Source organism: Marinobacterium sp. xm-g-48 (genome assembly GCF_013282925.1).
In the GTDB taxonomy this organism is placed as follows: domain Bacteria; phylum Pseudomonadota; class Gammaproteobacteria; order Pseudomonadales; family Balneatricaceae; genus Marinobacterium_E.
This window is the reverse complement of record NZ_WBYQ01000003.1, coordinates 14,405-34,494: the sequence shown is the minus strand read 5'-3', so window position 1 is coordinate 34,494 and position 20,090 is coordinate 14,405. Positions and strand designations below refer to the sequence as shown.

At 50.4% G+C, this 20,090-nt stretch carries 18 protein-coding genes; 13 read left to right on the top strand and 5 right to left on the bottom strand.

The genetic code is table 11. The features are described 5' to 3' along the window. From XMG48_RS06195 to xseA, 3 genes are read right to left on the bottom strand one after another with little or no spacing between them, the layout of a single operon-like run. A complete protein-coding gene (locus XMG48_RS06195; RefSeq protein ID WP_173481202.1) occupies positions 1-627 on the bottom strand; it encodes an FKBP-type peptidyl-prolyl cis-trans isomerase in 627 nt (208 codons plus the stop codon). A 49-nt stretch (positions 628-676) separates the two neighbouring features. After that, positions 677-1,489, bottom strand: coding sequence for a peptidoglycan DD-metalloendopeptidase family protein (locus tag XMG48_RS06190; RefSeq protein WP_173481201.1), 813 nt, complete (start codon positions 1,487-1,489; stop codon positions 677-679). Positions 1,490-1,518: 29 nt separating this feature from the next. Next, the gene (xseA, locus tag XMG48_RS06185) at positions 1,519-2,874 is read right to left on the bottom strand and encodes an exodeoxyribonuclease VII large subunit (RefSeq protein WP_173481200.1); all 1,356 of its coding nucleotides are present in this window, start codon (positions 2,872-2,874) and stop codon (positions 1,519-1,521) included. A gap of 170 nt (positions 2,875-3,044) precedes the next feature. Here xseA and guaB point away from each other — a divergent pair, with 170 nt between their 5' ends. From guaB to tadA, 7 genes are all read left to right on the top strand, one after another. Further along, positions 3,045-4,514 carry an IMP dehydrogenase gene (gene guaB / locus XMG48_RS06180; RefSeq protein WP_173481199.1) on the top strand — a complete coding sequence of 490 codons (1,470 nt, stop codon included), beginning with the start codon at positions 3,045-3,047 and terminating at the stop codon, positions 4,512-4,514. A gap of 90 nt (positions 4,515-4,604) precedes the next feature. Beyond that, positions 4,605-6,185 carry a glutamine-hydrolyzing GMP synthase gene (gene guaA / locus XMG48_RS06175; RefSeq protein WP_173481198.1) on the top strand — a complete coding sequence of 527 codons (1,581 nt, stop codon included), beginning with the start codon at positions 4,605-4,607 and terminating at the stop codon, positions 6,183-6,185. 3 nt (positions 6,186-6,188) lie between these two features. Next, positions 6,189-6,734, top strand: coding sequence for an NnrU family protein (locus XMG48_RS06170; protein WP_173481197.1), 546 nt, complete (start codon positions 6,189-6,191; stop codon positions 6,732-6,734). A 30-nt stretch (positions 6,735-6,764) separates the two neighbouring features. Then, positions 6,765-7,316: a hypothetical protein gene (locus XMG48_RS06165; RefSeq protein ID WP_173481196.1), complete on the top strand. Its 552-nt coding sequence runs from the start codon at positions 6,765-6,767 to the stop codon at positions 7,314-7,316. Positions 7,317-7,318: 2 nt separating this feature from the next. Continuing rightward, a complete protein-coding gene (locus XMG48_RS06160; RefSeq protein ID WP_173481195.1) occupies positions 7,319-7,861 on the top strand; it encodes a hypothetical protein in 543 nt (180 codons plus the stop codon). A 144-nt stretch (positions 7,862-8,005) separates the two neighbouring features. Then, the gene (locus XMG48_RS06155; RefSeq protein ID WP_173481194.1) at positions 8,006-8,308 is read left to right on the top strand and encodes a hypothetical protein; all 303 of its coding nucleotides are present in this window, start codon (positions 8,006-8,008) and stop codon (positions 8,306-8,308) included. Positions 8,309-8,408: 100 nt separating this feature from the next. After that, positions 8,409-8,912, top strand: coding sequence for a tRNA adenosine(34) deaminase TadA (gene tadA, locus XMG48_RS06150; protein ID WP_371731453.1), 504 nt, complete (start codon positions 8,409-8,411; stop codon positions 8,910-8,912). Here tadA and mltF read toward each other — a convergent pair. Further along, on the bottom strand, positions 8,896-10,308 hold the full coding sequence (gene mltF / locus XMG48_RS06145) for a membrane-bound lytic murein transglycosylase MltF (protein ID WP_217363827.1): 1,413 nt from the start codon (positions 10,306-10,308) through the stop codon (positions 8,896-8,898). The genes tadA and mltF overlap by 17 nt on opposite strands. 104 nt (positions 10,309-10,412) lie before the next feature. Between mltF and purL the strand changes: the two genes are divergently transcribed. Beyond that, positions 10,413-14,315, top strand: coding sequence for a phosphoribosylformylglycinamidine synthase (purL, locus tag XMG48_RS06140; RefSeq protein ID WP_173481192.1), 3,903 nt, complete (start codon positions 10,413-10,415; stop codon positions 14,313-14,315). Positions 14,316-14,402: 87 nt separating this feature from the next. Here purL and XMG48_RS06135 read toward each other — a convergent pair whose 3' ends face one another. After that, positions 14,403-15,362, bottom strand: coding sequence for an outer membrane protein assembly factor BamD (locus XMG48_RS06135; RefSeq protein WP_173481191.1), 960 nt, complete (start codon positions 15,360-15,362; stop codon positions 14,403-14,405). Positions 15,363-15,489: 127 nt separating this feature from the next. Between XMG48_RS06135 and rluD the strand changes: the two genes are divergently transcribed. The 5 genes from rluD to umuC all read left to right on the top strand — a co-directional run bounded on the left by rluD (position 15,490) and on the right by umuC (position 20,037). Continuing rightward, positions 15,490-16,458 (top strand): 23S rRNA pseudouridine(1911/1915/1917) synthase RluD, encoded by a 969-nt coding sequence (gene rluD / locus XMG48_RS06130; protein WP_173481190.1) that lies wholly within the window; start codon positions 15,490-15,492, stop codon positions 16,456-16,458. Then, positions 16,455-17,195 carry a peptidoglycan editing factor PgeF gene (gene pgeF, locus XMG48_RS06125; protein ID WP_173481189.1) on the top strand — a complete coding sequence of 247 codons (741 nt, stop codon included), beginning with the start codon at positions 16,455-16,457 and terminating at the stop codon, positions 17,193-17,195. Before rluD ends, pgeF begins: the two co-directional genes overlap by 4 nt. After that, on the top strand, positions 17,188-18,252 hold the full coding sequence (locus XMG48_RS06120; protein ID WP_173481188.1) for a nitronate monooxygenase family protein: 1,065 nt from the start codon (positions 17,188-17,190) through the stop codon (positions 18,250-18,252). Before pgeF ends, XMG48_RS06120 begins: the two co-directional genes overlap by 8 nt. Before the next feature lie 88 nt (positions 18,253-18,340). Next, on the top strand, positions 18,341-18,772 hold the full coding sequence (gene umuD, locus XMG48_RS06115; protein ID WP_173481187.1) for a translesion error-prone DNA polymerase V autoproteolytic subunit: 432 nt from the start codon (positions 18,341-18,343) through the stop codon (positions 18,770-18,772). Next, on the top strand, positions 18,772-20,037 hold the full coding sequence (umuC, locus tag XMG48_RS06110) for a translesion error-prone DNA polymerase V subunit UmuC (protein WP_371731452.1): 1,266 nt from the start codon (positions 18,772-18,774) through the stop codon (positions 20,035-20,037). Before umuD ends, umuC begins: the two co-directional genes overlap by 1 nt. Positions 20,038-20,090: the final 53 nt, after the last annotated feature.

The following is a 20,090-nucleotide window of genomic DNA, read 5'->3' as shown; positions in this document are numbered from 1 at the left end:
TTACAGAACGTCCAGTAGCTCAACGTCAAATAGAAGCGTTGAGTAAGGAGGGATGCCGCCCGGAGAACCTTGCGCACCGTAGGCTAGGTTGTAAGGGATAAATAGGCGCCATTTAGAGCCTTTAGGCATCAACTGAAGGGCTTCAGTCCAACCTGCGATTACACCTGTTACGGGGAATTCGATCGGTTGACCGCGCTCGACAGAGCTGTCGAAGACAGAACCGTCTGTGAATGTGCCGTGGTAGTGAACGCGTACTTTGTTAGCCGTTGTTGGCTTTTCAGCATCCGCATCACCTGCTGATAGGATTTCGTATTGCAGACCCGATTCAGTCACCGTTACTTCATCACGCTTTGCGTTGTCGTCTAGGAACTGTTGGCCAGCAGCCGCTTTCTCTTTGGCTTCTGCTTCTTGTTTAGCGCGTAGGCGTTCAGTCAGCTCGTTGAATGCCGCTTGTAGATCTTCTGGTTCTACGTGCATCGCTTCGCCGGCGAAAGAGGCTTTAAGGCCAAAGGCAACTGCGTTGATGTCTACGCCGTCAAAACCGTTTTGTGCCAGTTGGTCACCCATCTGACGACCAATGCCGTAGCTGGCGCGCTGTTCAATTGTTTCTAATGTAATGTCGCTCATGATTATCCAAATGTTTCGTTTAAGAACGGCGCGCAGGGTAACATATTCGTTACTGTTGAACGAATAGCAGTGGGTCTACGCGTTGGTTATTCAGACTCACGCCCCAGTGTAGGTGGGGTCCCGTCACTCGTCCGGTGGCACCTACCAGACCGATCTGTTGTCCCAGATCGACTTGATCACCGACTTTAACGTCAATTTTGCTCATGTGGCAGTACATGGTGGATAGGCCATGGCCATGGTCGATGATCACGGTATTGCCATTGAAGAAGTAATCTCCTACGGCGGTTACTTTGCCTTTAGCCGCTGCTTTAATCGGTGATCGATCGGGTGCAGCAATGTCCAGTCCAGAGTGGGGTGCACGAGGCTGATCATTGAAAAAACGTTTAAGTCCAAAGGCGCTGGAGTAGGGGCCTTCAGCAGGCATAGCCAAAGTCAGTATTGGGTCTTCGTTTTTGGTAAACAGTTTGTAGGCGCTCTTTTGCTCAGCCGACTCTCGTTTCCAACGTGCAACCTGTTTGGGGTCGGGTTCGACGTATTTACGCTGCTTAATCTTCAAACGCTGTTCTGGATAGGCTTTATCGTCTAATTGAAAGGTTAGAGTCTTGCCACTGAATTTGAGCTCCTGTGCTTTGCCAACGGTTGCCTTAAGGCTAATGCCGGCAACGGCAGTCCACTGTCCCTCTTGATCGACAACCATCACTCGGTAACCGTCATACGTCACTTCAGGTGCAGGTTCGCTGCTGGGCAGGCCTAGGTCTACGATGGCGATACCGCCCGGTACACGAGACTCTGTGGGCAGTGCTTTTGCAGTTAGGCTGAATAGAGCCAGTGACAGTGTCATCAGAAACAGGGGTAATCGCATACTCTCTCCCTTAATTATTAGTGTGCTTATCAATCGTTGGTTTCGGTGTGGATATCTGTAACCGTTGATGTGATGGAGCCTTTTTGCAGTCGAATATTGATACTCTGCCCGGCCTTAACTTGGCGTGAATCGCGTATCACCTCGTGCTGATCAGTCGTCGCCAATGCATAGCCACGCTCAAGCGTCGCTAGCGGGCTAATGGCCTGAAGGCGGCCCACCTTTTCAGCCAGCTCCAGCTTTCGTCGATCAATTTTACTCTTCGTAAGACTCTCTAACCGACTCATCAGTTGTTTAACCTGTTCCTGATGAGCAGTAAGAGTTCTACTCGGATTGAGACGACTAAGCTGGCTTTGGTTCTGATTGAGTTGGCTGCGTTTGTCGCGCATCAATCGGTTCATCGCGCTGTGCAGTCTCAGCTCCAATTCGTCACTACGCTGAACCTGTTCGCGGATACGCTCTCCGGGGTGTCTAAGCCGCTGTTGTAGGCTCTTTAACTGTGCCTGTTTTGCTGACAATAACCAATCAAACCGCTGTTTAAGAGCGCGCTCAGCTCGATTGATGTTGGCTAATATCTCTGCGCCATTGGGGCTGAGTAATTCGGCTGCTGCTGACGGAGTAGGGGCTCTTAAATCCGCCACCATGTCGGCGATGGAGAAGTCGACTTCGTGCCCGACCGCCGAAACGGTCGGGATGTTTGAGTTGGCTAGACTGAGCGCAACGACCTCTTCGTTAAAGGGCCAGAGATCTTCAAGCGAACCGCCACCGCGACCCACAATGAGTACATCCGCGATCCCTTCGCGGTTTGCCAGTTCAATCGCCTTAACAATTTGCCCAGTGGCTTCATTGCCTTGAACCGCCGTTGGGTAAAGTCTGACGGGTAGTCCAGGGTAGCGACGTTTGAGTACCGTCAAGATGTCGTGAATCGCTGCTCCAGTGGGGGAGGTGATCACGCCTATGCATTTAGGGTGTTCAGGGATCGGTTTTTTGCGGTCCGCTTCAAATAGCCCTTGCGCTTGCAGTTTTAGCTTTAGTTTTTCGAATAGGACTTGGAGTTGCCCTTGGCCATCTTGCTCCATAGCGCTACAGATCATCTGATAGTCGCCACGCCCTTCGTAAAGACTCACGCGTCCGGTGACAACCACCTGGTCACCCTCCTTGGGGGCAAAGTTCACCCGCAAATTGTTACCACGGAACATGGCGCAGCGAACCTGAGCTTTCTGATCTTTAAGGGTGAAGTACCAGTGGCCAGAGCTTGGCTTGGCTAAGTTGCTGATTTCGCCAACGACCCTGATCGAAAGAAACGAGTTCTCCAACAGCGATTTTACCTGCTTGTTCAGTTCGCTAACTGCGATGGCTGTTCGATTTGAAGAGGTTTGAACATTCATCCGGTCATGCTAGCGGTTGTTGCTTCTTTTTAACAGAAAAAATCCTATTGTGCGGCGCAGAAAAAAGGGTGAAAAATGCCGCTATTTACTGCGACTTTAGATTGATAAAAAAGGCGAATTTTAGTAATGTATTGGGCTAATTTTTTGCCCATTTAGACAGGTTTTTTAGAATGTTACGAATTGTTGAAGAGGCTTTGACCTTTGATGATGTACTTCTCGTTCCCGCTTATTCAGAAGTGTTGCCTAACGCCGTTAGTTTGAAAACACGTCTGACCAAGGGTATCGAACTCAACATCCCACTGGTTTCTGCGGCGATGGATACCGTGACTGAATCTCGTCTTGCGATTGCTATGGCGCAAGAGGGTGGTATCGGCATCATTCATAAAAACTTAACCATCGAACAGCAGGCTGAAAATGTTCGCCGAGTGAAAAAGTTCGAGGCGGGTGTTGTTACTGATCCAGTCACTTGTCAGCCGACTACAACGGTTCGTGAAATCATCGCGCTGTCTCGTGAAGTGGGCTTCTCTGGTTTTCCTGTTGTTGAGAACGGCGACCTGGTTGGTATCGTCACTAGCCGTGATGTTCGCTTTGAAGAGAACCTAGACACCCCAGTCTCTAACATCATGACACCCAAAGAGCGTCTAGTGACGGTGGGTGAAGATGCGACTCACAAAGAGATCTCTGACCTTCTGCGTAAACACCGTATCGAGAAACTTCTAACCGTAAACGAGCAGTACCAACTGACCGGTATGGTGACGGTTAAAGATATGAACAAGGCGCAGGCTTACCCTAATGCGGCTAAAGATTCTCGCGGTCGTCTACTGGTAGGTGCTGCGGTAGGTACTGGTGCGGATACAGAAGCTCGCGTTGCAGCACTGGCTGAAGCGGGTGCCGATGTCATTGTTGTTGATACGGCACACGGTCACTCAAAAGGTGTTATTGATCGTGTTCGTTGGGTTAAACAGAACTTCCCAGATGTACAGGTGATCGGCGGTAACATCGCAACAGCAGATGCTGCCATCGCGTTAGCGGATGCGGGTGCTGACGGCGTTAAAGTAGGTATCGGCCCTGGTTCTATCTGTACGACACGTATCGTCGCAGGTATCGGTGTGCCACAGATCAGTGCGGTAGCCAATGTGGCTGCGGCGATGGCTGAGCGTGGCGTGCCTCTGATTGCTGACGGTGGTATCCGTTTCTCGGGCGATATTTCGAAAGCAATTGTTGCGGGTGCCTCTGCGGTGATGGTGGGCTCTATGCTTGCCGGTACTGATGAAGCGCCAGGTGAAGTTGAGCTGTTCCAAGGCCGTGCTTTCAAGTCATACCGTGGTATGGGTTCGTTAGGTGCGATGTCAGGATCCACTGGCTCTTCAGATCGCTACTTCCAAGATGCGAAAGCGGGTGAAGATAAGCTTGTCCCAGAAGGTATTGAAGGTCGTGTACCTTCGAAAGGTCCGCTGGCAGGCGTTGTACACCAGTTAATGGGCGGTCTTCGTGCCTCTATGGGTTACACCGGTTCAGGCGATATCGATACCATGCGCACTAAACCAGAGTTTGTTCGCATTACCAATGCAGGTATGAGCGAGAGCCACGTGCATGATGTCAGCATCACCAAAGAGGCACCAAACTACCGCGTCGGTTAAGACTCGATAGTTATAATTTCAGTGGGGTAACTCAGGTTGCCCCATTTTTAGTTTTAAGGGCAGCTTGCCCGCAGTTGGAATCAGAAAGAAATGAGCCAAGATATCCATTCGCAACGCATACTTATTCTAGATTTTGGATCGCAGTACACCCAGTTGATCGCACGTCGTGTTCGTGAAATCGGCGTCTACTCTGAGATCTATGCTTGGGATATGGACGAAGCTGACATTCGTGCCTTCAATCCAAAGGGTATCATCCTAGCCGGTGGTCCTGAGTCTGTGACAGAGTTGGATTCGCCACGTGCTCCACAAGTGGTTTTCGATCTAGGTGTTCCGGTTTTGGGTATCTGTTACGGCATGCAGACCATGGCAGAACAGCTTGGTGGTAAAGTGGCTTCGTCGGACGAGCGTGAGTTCGGTTATGCACGTGTCCGTTTGATGGATAACGCCAGTCGCCTGCTGGAAGGTATCGAAGACCACATGGCAAATAACGGTGTCATGTCGTTGGATGTATGGATGAGCCACGGCGATAAGGTCGTTGAGTTACCTGAGGGCTTCTCAATCATCGCTGCGACTGAGTCAGCACCCGTTGCGGCTATGTGTGATCCTGCTCGTCAGCTTTACGGTGTGCAGTTCCACCCAGAGGTGACTCATACGAAACAGGGTCTGCGTATTCTAGAGCGTTTTGTCCGTGACATCTGTGGTACTGAAGCACTGTGGACGCCGGCCAATATCATTGCGGATCTGGTTGAGCGTGTTCAAGCTCAGGTGGGTGACAATAAAGTATTGCTTGGCCTATCGGGAGGTGTCGATTCCTCTGTGGTTGCAGCGCTTCTGCATAAAGCGATCGGCGATAAGCTGACCTGTGTCTTTGTTGATAACGGTCTTCTTCGTAAGAACGAAGGCGATCAGGTCATGGAGATGTTTGCGAACAACATGGGTGTTCGTGTTATTCGTTCTGATTCTGAAGATCTTTTCTTGGGTCGTCTTAAAGGTGAAGCGGATCCTGAGAAGAAGCGTAAGATTATCGGTAATACCTTCATTGAAGTATTTGATGATGAGGCGGCTAAACTAACTGAGTGTCGCTTCTTGGCTCAGGGCACCATCTACCCGGATGTGATTGAGTCGGCTGCCTCGAAGACCGGCAAGGCGCATGTGATCAAGTCGCACCACAACGTGGGTGGTCTTCCTGAAGATATGGCATTTGAGTTGGTTGAGCCACTGCGTGAACTGTTTAAAGACGAAGTTCGCAAGATCGGTCTTGAACTGGGTCTTCCCTACGATATGGTCTACCGTCACCCCTTCCCAGGCCCTGGTCTCGGTGTTCGTATTTTGGGTGAAGTTAAGAAAGAGTATGCCGACATTCTTCGTGAAGCGGATGCGATCTTTATCGAAGAGCTGCATAAAGCGGATTGGTACCATAAAACGAGCCAAGCCTTTGCCGTATTCCTACCCGTTAAGTCCGTAGGGGTTGTGGGTGATGGCCGCCGTTACGAATGGGTCATTGCGATTCGTGCCGTTGAAACGATCGACTTCATGACCGCTCGTTGGGCTCACCTACCTTATGAACTGCTTGAAACAGTCTCTAGCCGTATCATCAACGAAATTCCGCAGGTCTCTCGTGTGACATACGATGTTTCGAGCAAACCACCTGCAACCATTGAGTGGGAATAATCGATGTTTCTTTTAAGTTCAGGTGTTTTTCTCTGGTCATTAGCGCACCTTCTTAAGCGCATAGCACCCACTTTTAGGGCCTCTTTAGGCAATCTTGGAAAAGGCCTGATCGCTGTTGCGATTCTGATCTCAGTGTTAATGATGGTGTTTGGTTATCAGCAAGTTGAGACGACTTACTACTGGGGTCGCAACCCCGCGATGGTGGGTATCAATAACCTGTTGATGCTGCTGGCTGTCTACCTACTGGTCGTTTCAGTCGTTAAAAGTGCATTGGCAAACCGTGTGCGTCATTTGCAACTGAGCGCTGTCAAAACCTGGGCGATTGCGCACTTGATGGTTAATGGTGACAGCGCGTCGTTTGTTCTGTTTGGTGGTCTGCTCGCTTGGGCCGTGATCAGCGTGATACTGATTAACAAAGCGGGTAAGCCTGAACTTGAAAAACGACCAACGAGTCTTGTTCGTGAACTGATTGCCGCCATCGTTACGGCTGTTCTGTTTGGTGCCATAGCCATGGCTCATATGAAACTGGGCTACCCAGTTTTTGGTTAAGGGTCGACTGAGCGTTTAGGGATGAAGCAGATGAAACCATTAATCTTTGGATATCTCATTTTAATGGTCTCTATGCTGCTTCAGTACCAGGTCATTTGGCCTGCTGAGGCTGTGTTGCTGTCTCACTGGTCAGAAGGTCCAGCCAGTCTTCTGTTTCTTCCTCATGGCATCAAAGCGCTGTTGATCGTTTTGGTCGGACCGATTGCGGTTTTACCTATCACTTTAGCTCATTTAACGACCGATATCCTGATCGGAGTCGATGCCGGAAGGATTCTCTTCTCTGCGTTTGTTAGCTCGGTTGTCATGTTAATACCGATGTTGATGTTTAACTACGTCTCGCAACGTCCACTCTTATCGGGTGTAATGGGATCAGGGTTCTCATTGCCTCAAATGACTCGGCTGACCTTCTCGGTTGGTTTGATTGCTGCACTTCTTAATGCATTGGCGAATGCGGCCTGGTATAGCGAGAGCGGTGTAACGCTTTTGGCGTTTCGATATTTAACGGGTGATCTGTTGGGTATATTCGTGGCTCTTCTGCTTTGGAGTCTATTGTCTCGAATTGCTCATAGAGTGAGTGATTAGTTGTGCTGCAGATTACGTTGTTTGCGCTACTCTCTATTGGATTGGTTATCCAATATGAAGTGATCTTTCCGTTAGAGTCCTATCTACTGCCTGCTTCAGCGGCTAGCTTTCTTTACATTCCGCACGGCATTAAAACGGTGATGGTGGTGTTGTCTGGTTATCGAGCGCTTCTACCGATTTTTACCGCCCATCTTTTAGCCTATGTGATATGGGCGGTTCCGACCCCGTCGATCGCTTTGGATGCTCTGGTTAGTACCCTGGTTATGTTTATTCCATTGGTTATTTGGAACTTTAATCGACTTGCACCACTGTTGGCGCCCCTGCCCATTGCTGACGACTCTAAAGTGGTTCTGTTCAGAATTGTTCTGGCTGTCGCTTTTGTATCATCACTGTTTAATGCACTTTTGCATACTCTGCTGTTCACTAATGAGCCGAGCGGACTGTTGTCGTTTAGAATCATGGTAGGTGACTTACTAGGTACTCTGCTCGTACTGACTCTGTTGATGCTGACTAAGAAGCACTTAGTGAATCTTATTAAGAAGTAGGTAAACTGACTTTTTAGTCAATTTCGGGATGTGGAATACCTTAGTTGATTGCTAGGTTTAATAAGTCTGTTATACTACACAAGTCGAAAGCAGTGAGAGCCTATTAAGGCCGAAGTTCCTGCTGAATAATTAAAGGAACTCTGTATGAGCACTTTGAAATTTTATCTAGGTTTGATCAAGTTAATTGATTCAACCTCAAAAGAGCTTGGTTTGGATTCGTTGACTGATTCTGACCGTCAAGTTCTGAACATGCTTTGGGAAGTGGCTGATCAAAATACGGCTAAAGCCTCTCTTAGCTACGAAGTCTTTGCTGACTCTGCGATTGCAAAAGGGATTAAAGTCTCTCGCTCGCAATTCTTTAAGTCATTGAAAAAACTTGAAGATGTTGAGTTGATTAAGCGTATTGAAGGGCCTCGTAGCTCTACTTACCAGCTGAAAGCTGAGTAAGCACTCGTTAAGCAAAACATCACATAAAAGCTGCACACTGTGCGGCTTTTTTGTTTTTGGGGTGCAAGTTACCATAGGGTTTTAAAATTTAGGACGTAATGTGGACGATCAGTATTGGATGAGGCAGGCGCTTGAGCTAGCGGCGCAGGCGGGTGAACACAACGAAGTGCCAGTGGGTGCAATTGTTGTCCTTGATGATCAAGTCATCGGTCGTGGCTTTAATTGTCCAATTAGCGGCTGTGATCCATCAGCACATGCAGAGATCCAAGCCCTCAGGGATGCTGCTAATCGTCTTGAGAACTATCGCCTAATTGATGCAACGCTCTATGTAACGATCGAACCCTGTTCTATGTGTGCTGGTGCCATTGTGCACTCTCGTATCAAGCGATTGGTGTTCGGAGCCTTGGAGCCCAAAGCGGGTGTGGCGACCAGCCAAGCTCAATTTTTTGATCAGCCTTGGCTCAATCATCGTGTGGAGTTGCAGGGTGGGGTGCTGGCAGATGAGTGCTCATCAATAATCAGTGACTTCTTTGCGCGCCGTCGAGATGAAAAGCGACAAGCCAAGCTCAACAAGTTTGGCGAGGCCTCTAATCCAGAGACTTAAGTTTGATGGAGCGGTTTTGATTTAAGCGCCTGAACGGTTCGATGATCTGAGTATATTTTTGAATGTTGTTCACATAGGTGACGGGTTCACTGCCGCGAGCCTCTCCATGACGGGTTTTGGCCGCTATCTCTGGATCTTCAAGTAGTGGTAAAAACTGCGCTACATCTTCCCACTTGTCAGCATTTTTGCCGCCACGTTGAGTCAGTATGCGAGCATCCTCTAGGTGTCCAAAGCCAACATTATAACCGGCCATAGCTAACCAAAGTCGTTCGGGCTCTGGAATGCGGTCAGGCACTTTCTCTTCCATTTTTCTTAGGTATTTTGCACCCCCGATGATGCTCTCTCTAGGGTCTGTTCTCTCCTCAACCCCCATCTCTTCTGCTGTCGCTTGTGTGAGCATCATTATGCCTCGCACGCCTGTGCTAGAAACGGCATCCTCATCCCAGTGCGACTCTTGATAGCCCACCGCGGCGAGAATGTGATGATCGAGCCCAACCAACTCGCCTGCTTCAACGAAGTAGGGGTTTAAAGGCTTATAGCGCTCCTCAAGTGCCATGCGAAAAGCGTGTGTCTCGACAAAGTTAAGGGGATTTTTGGGTGGGGTAGAGTCTCTGTTGAGCTGCTCAATCAGCCTCTTGGATTCGGGTTTTTCTAACCAATCGCTTACGGCTTGGTTTAGAGTTTGATCTTCACTTTTTAGCGAGTACCAAACAGCAGGAGCATCGCTTTGGATCTCAAAGGCTTTTGCTAACTCGGGGTGATAGCTTTTCACGCGACTGAAAAGATCGGAAGGTACAACCGCGAAGGTGGCCTCCCTGTTCTGTAATAGGGTCATCAGGTCTAAATGATTGAGCTCCTCAAGAAGGTCAACCTCTATATCGGGTTTGATGCTGAGCAGTTGGGCCGCCTCGGCGCTGCCATCCAAAGCAAGAATGTTGCCCTCTTTGATATCAGCGAATGATTTAGGACGCTTGAATCCCTGGGTCTTTCTGTAGATAACCAGTGACCGGCTGTCGCGATAGCTTGGATGGGGTTGGTATATCGACTCTCGAGATGGCGTTAGGTGAAGATTGGCAGCTGCAATATCGGCTCGACGATCACGCAAAGCCTGAAAAACATGTTGGTGATCTTCCGCAATGACGAATTCGATACCTAGACCTAGATGATCGGCAAAGTTTGTCGCCAGTTGATACTCAAAGCCTGTGCGAGTCTGATCAATATCGAGTGTGGATAGGGGGGCTGCAAGTGAAACGACACGTAGATAGCCTCTATCCGTTATCTGTTCGATCAGCGGTTTTCGGTTGGCACTGGTCAAGACAATCCAAACCGCCAGAAATAGAATGCCGGCAGTATAGATATACGGTCTTAATCTTGGTGCTTGTCGAAGGATAAACATTCGTAATGATTAGCTGCTAGCTCTCCCTAATTGCGTCAGTTTGCGCTAAAATTGCATGTTTTCCAACGCCTGATTCGCAGGATCACCAAGAGGCCTCTGAAACCATGCTCGTTTTGCGCGGAGCTCCAGCTCTTTCTGCCTTCCGTCACGCTAAGCTTTTTAACGCTGTTAGCCAAAAAGTTCCGTCAGTTACCGGACTTTATGCGGAGTTTGTTCACTTTGCCGATATGAACTCTGAGTTGAGTTCTGAGAAACACTCGATTCTTGAGCGTATTCTACGATATGGGCCAAAAGCGGATCAGCAAGATCCCAAAGGCAAACTTATTCTGGTTGTTCCTCGTCCAGGTACTATTTCACCTTGGTCCTCTAAAGCGACTGATATCGTGCACAACTGTGGCTTGGATGCGATTGATCGTATTGAGCGCGGTACGGCGTTTTACGTTGAAAGTGCTTCAGAGCTAAGCGAGCAAGAGTTGAGCGATGTTCAAGCCGTGCTTCATGATCGCATGGTTGAAGCGGTGATGAGTGATCTTGAGCAAGCAAGCGCGCTATTTAGACATGAGCAACCACGTGAAATGGGTCGTGTTGATATTCTAGGTGGTGGCCGTGAAGCGTTGGCTACAGCTAACCAAACATTGGGTCTCGCACTGGCTGAAGATGAGATCGATTACCTTGTCGATAGCTTCAAAGAGCTAGGTCGTAACCCCGCTGATGTCGAGTTGATGATGTTTGCACAGGCGAACTCTGAGCACTGTCGTCACAAGATCTTCAATGCCTCTTGGGATATCGATGGAGAAGCGCAGCAGAAATCTCTGTTCGGTATGATCAAGAACACCAATGAGCTAGGCGGCGAAAAAGTTCTATCAGCGTACAAAGATAACGCGGCCGTGATCGAAGGTTGGCAGGCACCGCGTTTCTACCCGAACTCTGAATCTCAACAGTACGGCTACAATGATGAGCCTGTACATATCCTGATGAAGGTTGAGACGCATAACCACCCAACCGCTATTGCGCCTTTCTCGGGTTCTGCAACGGGTTCTGGTGGTGAGATTCGTGACGAAGGTGCTACAGGTCGTGGTGCTAAACCTAAAGCAGGTTTAACCGGCTTTACGGTCTCTGATCTCAATATTCCTGGTTTTGAGCAGCCTTGGGAGTCGAAATACGGTAAGCCTGAACGCATTGTGTCGCCACTCGATATCATGATCGAAGGTCCAATTGGTGGTGCGGCGTTCAACAATGAATTTGGTCGTCCAAACCTGAACGGTTATTTCCGTACCTTTGAACAGTCGGTACCTGGTGCAAACGGTGAAGAGGTACGTGGATACCACAAACCGATCATGCTGGCCGGTGGTATGGGTAACATTCGTGCTGACCATGTTGAAAAAGGTGAAATCGAGGTTGGTTCTAAACTGATCTGTCTAGGCGGGCCTGCAATGTTGATCGGTCTGGGCGGTGGTGCTGCATCCTCGATGAGTTCGGGCAGTTCATCAGCCGATCTTGATTTTGCGTCTGTACAACGCGGCAACCCAGAGATGGAGCGTCGCTGTCAGGAAGTTATTGACCGCTGTTGGCAGCTAGGTGAAGCCAACCCTATCGAGTTTATTCACGACGTAGGGGCGGGTGGTCTATCGAACGCTTTCCCAGAATTGGTGAAAGATGGTGGTCGTGGTGGTTACTTCCAGCTACGTAACGTCAACAACGATGAGCCAGGAATGGCTCCGCTAGAGATCTGGTGTAACGAAGCGCAAGAGCGTTATGTGATGTCGGTTAAACCGGCGGATCTGCCACGTTTTGAAGAGATCTGTCAGCGTGAGCGTTGTCCTTATGCTGTCGTCGGTGAGGCGACAGAGGATCACCACCTCACTCTGAACGACACCCACTTTGAAAATAAACCGGTCGACCTACCAATGAGCGTGCTCTTTGGTAAACCGCCTAAAATGCACCGTTCTGTGACTCGTGCAGAGTACGAAGTGCCTGCGTTTGATAGCAGCAACATTAAACTGGCTGAAGCGGTTGAACGTGTTCTCAAGCTGCCAGCAGTTGCCTCTAAATCTTTCTTGATCACCATTGGTGACCGCTCGATTACTGGTCAGGTTGTTCGTGACCAGATGGTCGGCCCTTGGCAGGTTCCCGTTGCTGACTGTGCGGTAACCTCGACAGGCTTTGTCGGTTACACCGGTGAAGCGATGGCGATGGGTGAGCGTACACCACTGGCTGTGGTTGATGGCCCTGCATCTGGTCGTATGGCGATTGGTGAGACACTCACCAACCTTGCTGGTACCCCGATTGAAGCCCTAAGTGATGTGAAGCTGTCAGCCAACTGGATGTGTGCTGCAGGTCACCCTGGTGAAGATGAGAAGCTGTACGATACCGTTCGCGCGGTAGGTATGGAGTTGTGCCCTGAACTGGGTATTACGATTCCAGTGGGTAAAGACTCGATGTCGATGCGCACTGTATGGCAGGATGCTGATGAGCAGAAATCTGTGACATCGCCACTCTCACTGGTGATCTCTGGCTTTGCACCCGTCTCTGATGTTTGCCGTGTACTGACACCTGAGCTTCGCACGGATCAAGGGGAAACGGATCTGATCTTGTTGGATCTAGGGCAGGGTAAAAACCGCTTGGGCCTATCGGCACTAGCACAGGTCTTTAACGAAGTGGGTGCTGATGTTCCAGATCTTGATGATGCGGATCAGTTCGCGACCTTCTTTGCCGCCATTCAAGGCCTAAATGAGCAGGGGCTTCTGTTGGCTTACCACGACCGTTCAGACGGTGGTCTACTGGCAACCATTGCAGAGATGGCGTTTGCCGGTCGTACCGGTGTTGACCTGAGCTTAGATCTTCTTGCGTCTGATGAGTCTGAAATTGCAGCGGCACTGTTTGCGGAAGAGCTCGGTGCGGTTGTTCAGGTTAAGCGTGAAGATACTGAGCAGGTACTGACGGAATTGAATGCGGCCGGTATCGGTGAGATCGCATCAGTGGTCGGTGCTTTGAATCCTGATGATCTGTTGAACATCAGCTTCGATGATGAAGAGGTTTACTCTGAAAGCCGAGTGACACTGCAGCGTTGGTGGGCAGAGACCTCTTACCAGCTGCAATCGCTACGTGATAACTCAGACTGTGCCAAGCAGGAGTTTGACGCGCTGTTGGATGCTGAAGATCCTGGTCTGAATGCTGACCTTTCGTTCGATGTGAATGAAGATGTTGCCGCACCCTTTATCTCTACTGGGGTTCGTCCAGAGATGGCTGTTCTGCGTGAGCAGGGCGTTAATGGTCAAATTGAGATGGCTGCCGCGTTTGATCGCGCTGGCTTCAATACGGTTGATGTTCACATGAGTGACATCCTTGCGGGTCGTATTGAGCTGGATCGCTTCAAAGGCTTGGTCGCTTGTGGTGGTTTCTCTTACGGTGACGTACTGGGAGCAGGTGAAGGTTGGGCGAAATCGGTTCTGTTTAATGACCGTGCGCGTGATCAATTCAGTGCCTTCTTCGAGCGCCAAGACAGCTTCGCACTGGGTGTCTGTAACGGTTGTCAGATGCTCTCTAACCTACACGAACTGATTCCAGGTGCTGAGCTGTGGCCACACTTTGTGCGCAATGAGTCTGAGCAGTTTGAAGCTCGTGTGGCGATGGTTGAAGTGCAGAAATCGAACTCACTGTTCCTAGCGGGTATGGAAGGTTCGCGTATGCCAATCGCTGTTGCACACGGCGAAGGTCGCGCTGAATTTGCCGATGCGTCGCATCTGGCTAATCTAAGTGGTTCAGGTACCGTGGCGTTGCGTTATGTAAATAACCGCGGCGAATTGACGCAGAACTACCCAGCGAACCCGAACGGTTCACCAGAGGGGATTACCGGTGTTACCTCTGCCGACGGTCGTGTCACCATCATGATGCCTCACCCAGAGCGAGTGTTCCGTGCCGTACAGAACTCTTGGGCTCCAGATCATTGGAGTGAAGATGGTGCATGGATGCGTATGTTCCGTAATGCACGTAAGTGGGTTGGCTAAGCCACCCACTGTTAGCCACTCAATTTAGAGTGTCGAACGCATAAAAAAGGCGACCTAATGGTCGCCTTTCTTCTATCTTTTTTCTGACTATTCGAACAGTCCGAAGGTGATGCGATCGAATAGAGAACGCTCCTCATCTGCTTGCTCTGATGTGTCAGTCGCCTCTGTCGCTGGCGCTTCATCGGCACGCACCGGTTGAGCCAGTGAGCTGGTTGGTTGAATCGGCTCCGCCAGTTCTGTCCCTTCACCGAGCAGGCCAAAGCTTGCGGTGTAGATCAGATCATTGCGTGGTGCTTTGAATGAGCGTACTTGGTAGTCAGGGAAGTTGGTGGCCAAGACAGTACTCGCATCAGCGGCCAGTTCAGTCAGGCCGAGCTCAGTGTAAGCTTCTGCCATGATCGCTAAGGCATCCGGTGTTGCTGGTGTCTCTTGCAGATTTTCAACCACGTAACGACCACGGTTTGCGGCTGCCAACCATGCCTGACGTTTCATGTAGTAGAGTGCGACATGGATTTCGTAGGTGGCTAGACGGTTCTTGAGGTACTGCATGCGGCGTTGCGCGTCGGCTGCGTACTCGCTGTCTGGGAAGCGGTTGATCAAGGTTGTAAAGCTGTCGAACGAGTCGCGTGCGGCACCTGGATCACGCTGAGCCACATCAATGGGTAGGTATTTAGCAAAGAATGAGCGCTCGGCTTCAAAGGCGCTTAACCCTTTCATGTAGTAGGCGTAGTCGACGTTGTCGTGATTAGGGTGCAGGCGAATGAATCGATCAGCTGCGGCTGCAGCAGAGGTGTTTTGATTCATTCTAAAGTGTGCGTAGATCAACTCTAGCTGTGACTGTTCGGAGTAACGGCCAAATGGGTAGCGCGCTTCAAGAAGCTGTAGTTTCTCGATCGCCAGCTGGTTATTGCCCGCATCAATTGCACTTAGCGCCTCTTCATAGAGCTGCTCCTCTGGAACGTCGGGCTCTATTTTCTCCCCATTGCTACTACAACCCACCAGTAGAGTGGCAGCGAAAAGAGCGGGAATCAGTCGGTTAAAACGCATGTTTACATCCTAATCTATGCACAGCGGTTCAGCGCTGCGATCTCTATTGAGATATACTATTCAATATTCCTTATTTAAACACAGAGCTTAGCTCACCAAAACACTCTTAGAGCCAGATAGAGCAATAATGTCAGAACATATTCACCTTGAAGCCGTTGTACCCGATGAACTCTACGGTAAACGACTCGATCAAGCCGTTGCGCAGATCTTTCCCGACTACTCTCGTTCACGCCTGCAGGGGTGGATAAAAGAGGGGGAGTTGACCGTTGATGGCAAAGTACTTCGTACGCGCGACAAGCTGACCGGTGGTGAAAAGATTGTCGTCGATGCTCAAATCGCAGTGATTGAAGAGCATAAGGGTGAGGATATTCCGCTCGATATCGTGTTTGAAGATGAACACATTCTTGTGCTGAACAAACCCTCGGGTTTGGTGGTTCACCCTGCGTCGGGTCATGCCGAAGGAACACTGTTGAATGCTCTGTTGCATCACGCCCCAGAGGTGGCTCAGGTACCGCGAGCCGGTATTGTTCACCGCCTTGACCGTGAAACCACTGGGTTGATGGTTGTGGCCAAGACGATTCAAGCGCAGACCGATCTAGTTGAACAGCTGCAAGAGCGTTCGATGGGTCGCGAATACGAAGCGGTTGTTCAGGGTGTCATGATTGGTGGCGGTACCGTTGATGAGCCGATGGGTCGTCATAGTAAGAACCGTCTCAAAATGGCCGTTGTAGGTCTGGGTAAAGAGGCGATCACACACTACCGCGTGTTGAAGAAGTTTCGTTCACACACCCATATTCGCCTGAAGCTCGAGACAGGTCGTACGCACCAGATTCGCGTTCACATGGCGCACATTAAATACCCACTGGTCGGCGACCCGCTCTACGGTGGTCGTTTCCGTCTGCCGAAGAACTGCAGCGAGCGTATGGTACAGACCTTGAAAGGGTTTCGTCGCCAAGCGCTGCATGCGAAAAAGTTGGAGCTTTGGCACCCCTTTACCGGTGAGCACTGCAGCTGGGAGATCGATCTTCCAGACGATATGCAGCGCCTGCTGACCGTTCTTGATAAAGATGCGACGAAATACGATTACGAGCTATGAACCTAATCTGGGCTGACTGGCCGGCACCGCCGAACATTAAAGCGCTCTGTACGACGCGCCAGGGTGGTGTCAGCTCAGCGCCATTTGATCAGCTTAATTTAGGTGATCACGTTGGGGATGACCCCCAAGCCGTCTTGGATAACCGTCAGTCTCTTCTGAATTCACTCTCTCTAGTAAAACCGGCACAGTGGCTGAAGCAGGTTCACGGTGTTGAAGTGGTTGAAGCCTATTCAGATCAACAGATTCGTGAAGCGGACGCCTGTTACACAACAGAACCTGGAGTTGCGTGCGTCATCATGACCGCAGACTGCTTGCCCGTTCTATTTACCAATCGATCAGGTAGCAAAGTGGCAGCTGCGCATGCCGGCTGGCGTGGCTTAGCGGAAGGTGTGTTAGAGCAGACGCTTTCGCAGTTTGATGATCCGTCTGAGGTCATGGTGTGGATGGGGCCGGCGATTGGTCCCGATGCGTTTGAAGTGGGTCAGGAGGTGTATGACCGTTTCGTTGACGATCTGGCCCAGTCGCGTGACGCATTTAAGCCCAGCCCCTCGCATAATGAGCGCTGGGTAGCTGATATCTACCAACTAGCTCGATTGCGTCTAAACAGAGCCGGTGTTCGTCAGATTTTTGGCGGCGGTTTATGTACTTACACTGATTCGGAGCGCTTTTTCTCTTACCGTCGCCAAGCTCAAACGGGGCGTATGGCCAGCCTAATTTGGATGGAAGCTAATGAATAGCTCCGGTTTGGCTGGGCTCGGTATTACCCATCCTATTATTCAGGCGCCGATGGCGGGTGTGTCCACACCTGAACTGGCCGCGGCGGTCTCTAATGCGGGTGCGTTGGGCTCTATTGCGGTCGGAGCTGTTAATGCTGATACCGCGCGTCAATTGATCCAGAGAACGCGGGCTTTGACAGATCAACCGTTCAACGTGAACCTGTTCTGTCATCAGCAACCTCAGCGTAGTGCAGAGCTTGAGCAAGATTGGATTGGGCGTCTAACTCCGCATTTCGATCGTTTCGGCGTGAATCCACCCGCTCAATTGAATGAGATCTACCTAAGCTTCTTAGATGATCCCAATATGTTGGCGGTGCTGTTAGAAGAGCAGCCTGCGGTTGTCAGCTTTCATTTTGGTCTGCCTGAGCTTGCTTGGATTAAGCAGTTACAAAACAGGGGTATCCTGACGCTGGCCTGTGTCACCTCGTTGAGCGAAGCGCAGTTAGCGATTGCGGCGGGTGTTGATGCTTTGGTGGCTCAGGGTGTCGAGGCAGGCGGGCATCGTGGTCTCTTCGACCCTCACCAAGATTCAGGGCTAACGACAATGGATCTGGTCACTCAGTTGGTCTCTTCTGTTGAACGGCCGATTATTGCCGCAGGCGGCATTATGACAGGGGCTGATATTGCCGCCGCGTTGCATGCTGGCGCTGCGGCTGTACAGATGGGAACAGCCTTTGTGCTCTGCCCTGAATCTTCGGCCAATGCTGGATATCGAGCCAAACTAAGTCGTGGCGCTGCGGTTAACACCGAGATCACATCAGCCATCTCCGGTCGACCGGCTCGCGGCATTATCAACCGAGCTCATACAGAGATTGAGCCTGACAACAGAGCGGACATTCCCGATTACCCTCTGACCTATGATGCGATGAAGCAGTTGGCTACAGCCGCTGCTGCACAGGGCGACGAGGGGTATGCCGCACACTGGGCTGGAACAGGTGCTGGGTTGGCGAGATCCATGCCTGCTGCGCAGTTGGTCGAGACACTCGTGTCAGAGCTGCAAGCCTCACTCAACTCATAAAATCCGATAATCAGATTGCCTAATTTTTAGTAGTCGATATATACTGTTTATCCATACAGTATATTTGTCGATTGATTAGGTATTAACGATGGCGATTACGCAGATAGCTGATGCGGTCGATCTTACCGCTGACCATTTAAAAATTCCTTTCTATACAGAGAGTGTGCCGGCTGGTTTTCCATCACCGGCTCAGGACTACATTGATAAGACGTTGAGTCTTAATGAGCTCTGCATTAAGCACCCCAATGCCACCTATTTCGTCCGTGTCGATGGTGACTCCATGGACGGTGTGGGTATCTACAAGGGGGATGTCTTGGTCGTTGATCGATCGCTGACCGCTCAGCATGGTGACGTGGTGATTGCCAGTGTCAGCGGTGAGATGACGGTGAAGACGCTGCAGCTACGTCCACGCGTGCGTCTGGTTCCACAGAACCGACGCTACTCGCCCATCGAGTTGAAAGAGGGGAGTGAGCTGCAGGTGTTTGGTGTGGTGGTCAGTGTTGTCAGGGTGTTGAAGTAGTGTCGCAAGTGATCGCGCTGGTCGATTGCAATAACTTCTATGTCTCTTGCGAGCGACTGTTTCGCCCAGATCTGCAGGGCGTGCCGATGGTGGTGCTCTCTAATAACGATGGTTGTGCCGTCGCGCGCAGTGCCGAGGTGAAAGCCCTAGGCGTCAAAATGGGAGTGCCTCGGTTTCAGATTGAAGAGCTGATAGAGCAACACGGTATCTGCACCTTCTCTTCAAACTACACACTCTACGGCGATATCTCAGCGCGTGTCATGAATACGCTGGAAGCGATCGCCCCGCGAGTGTTTGTCTACTCAATCGACGAAGCCTTTATGGATCTGTCGGGGCTGCAGAAGAACTACTCACTGTTGGAGTTTGGTCGTTTCACTAAAAGCAAAGTGGAGAAAGAGGTTGGTATACCGGTATGCGTTGGCATATCGACCACTAAAACCTTGGCGAAGTTGGCCAATCAGGGGGCCAAAAAGTACCTCTCTACGGGCGGTGTTGTCGATTTAACCGAGGTCGAACGACAGCGTAAGTTGATGGCGATGACCGAGGTAGGTGATGTCTGGGGTGTCGGACGTCGTATCAGTCAACGTCTGGAGTCGATGGGCATTAAGAGTGCATTGGATCTTGCCGATGCTGACCCTAAATGGATACGGAAACACTTCTCGGTTGTGTTGGAACGGACGGTGTCTGAACTTAACGGGGTCTCTTGTATCCCCTTTGACGATACCCCGCCGGTCAAGAAGCAGATTGTCGTGTCGCGCTCCTTTGGTGAACGCATCACCGAGCTAGCGGAGATGCGCAAAGCGATTGCCGGTTTTATTACTCGTGCTGCAGAGAAGCTGCGTAAAGAGGGGCAGGTGGCTCAGCATCTGCAGGTCTTTTTGCGCACCAGTCCGTTTGCAAAGAGTCAGCCGCAGTATGCCAACTCCACCAGCGAACGACTGGTGGAGCCAACGGATGATACGCGACAGCTATTGGCCGCTTCGATGCGCCTGATAGAGCGTATCTGGTTAAGTGGTTATCAGTTTGCCAAAGCGGGTGTGATGTTGAGCGACTTTTACGATCCAAAGCTTCAGCAGCAGACGCTATTTTGTGCGGACGGGGACAGTCGCAGTGAAGCGTTGATGACCACCCTGGATCAGATTAACTATAAAACAGGTCAAGTACAGTTTGCCCGTCGTATCGATCGGAATCCTTGGGATATGAAGCGTGAAATGCTCTCTCCGCGTTACACCACCAGTTGGTTAGAGTTACCGCGAGTCAAATAGAGAGGTGTTAAATAGTTAAAATAATGTCGTAAAAGTTTCATTAAACCCCTTGA

Coding starts and splice junctions, on each gene's coding strand:
- guaA (WP_173481198.1), top strand. CDS start 4,605: ATGAGCCAAGATATCCATTCGCAACGCATACTTATTCTAGATTTTGGA.
- XMG48_RS06170 (WP_173481197.1), top strand. CDS start 6,189: ATGTTTCTTTTAAGTTCAGGTGTTTTTCTCTGGTCATTAGCGCACCTT.
- XMG48_RS06190 (WP_173481201.1), bottom strand. CDS start 1,489: ATGCGATTACCCCTGTTTCTGATGACACTGTCACTGGCTCTATTCAGC.
- pgeF (WP_173481189.1), top strand. CDS start 16,455: ATGAACCTAATCTGGGCTGACTGGCCGGCACCGCCGAACATTAAAGCG.
- rluD (WP_173481190.1), top strand. CDS start 15,490: ATGTCAGAACATATTCACCTTGAAGCCGTTGTACCCGATGAACTCTAC.
- XMG48_RS06195 (WP_173481202.1), bottom strand. CDS start 627: ATGAGCGACATTACATTAGAAACAATTGAACAGCGCGCCAGCTACGGC.
- XMG48_RS06120 (WP_173481188.1), top strand. CDS start 17,188: ATGAATAGCTCCGGTTTGGCTGGGCTCGGTATTACCCATCCTATTATT.
- guaB (WP_173481199.1), top strand. CDS start 3,045: ATGTTACGAATTGTTGAAGAGGCTTTGACCTTTGATGATGTACTTCTC.
- XMG48_RS06155 (WP_173481194.1), top strand. CDS start 8,006: ATGAGCACTTTGAAATTTTATCTAGGTTTGATCAAGTTAATTGATTCA.
- XMG48_RS06135 (WP_173481191.1), bottom strand. CDS start 15,362: ATGCGTTTTAACCGACTGATTCCCGCTCTTTTCGCTGCCACTCTACTG.
- xseA (WP_173481200.1), bottom strand. CDS start 2,874: ATGAATGTTCAAACCTCTTCAAATCGAACAGCCATCGCAGTTAGCGAA.
- umuD (WP_173481187.1), top strand. CDS start 18,341: ATGGCGATTACGCAGATAGCTGATGCGGTCGATCTTACCGCTGACCAT.
- purL (WP_173481192.1), top strand. CDS start 10,413: ATGCTCGTTTTGCGCGGAGCTCCAGCTCTTTCTGCCTTCCGTCACGCT.
- mltF (WP_217363827.1), bottom strand. CDS start 10,308: ATGTTTATCCTTCGACAAGCACCAAGATTAAGACCGTATATCTATACT.
- XMG48_RS06165 (WP_173481196.1), top strand. CDS start 6,765: ATGAAACCATTAATCTTTGGATATCTCATTTTAATGGTCTCTATGCTG.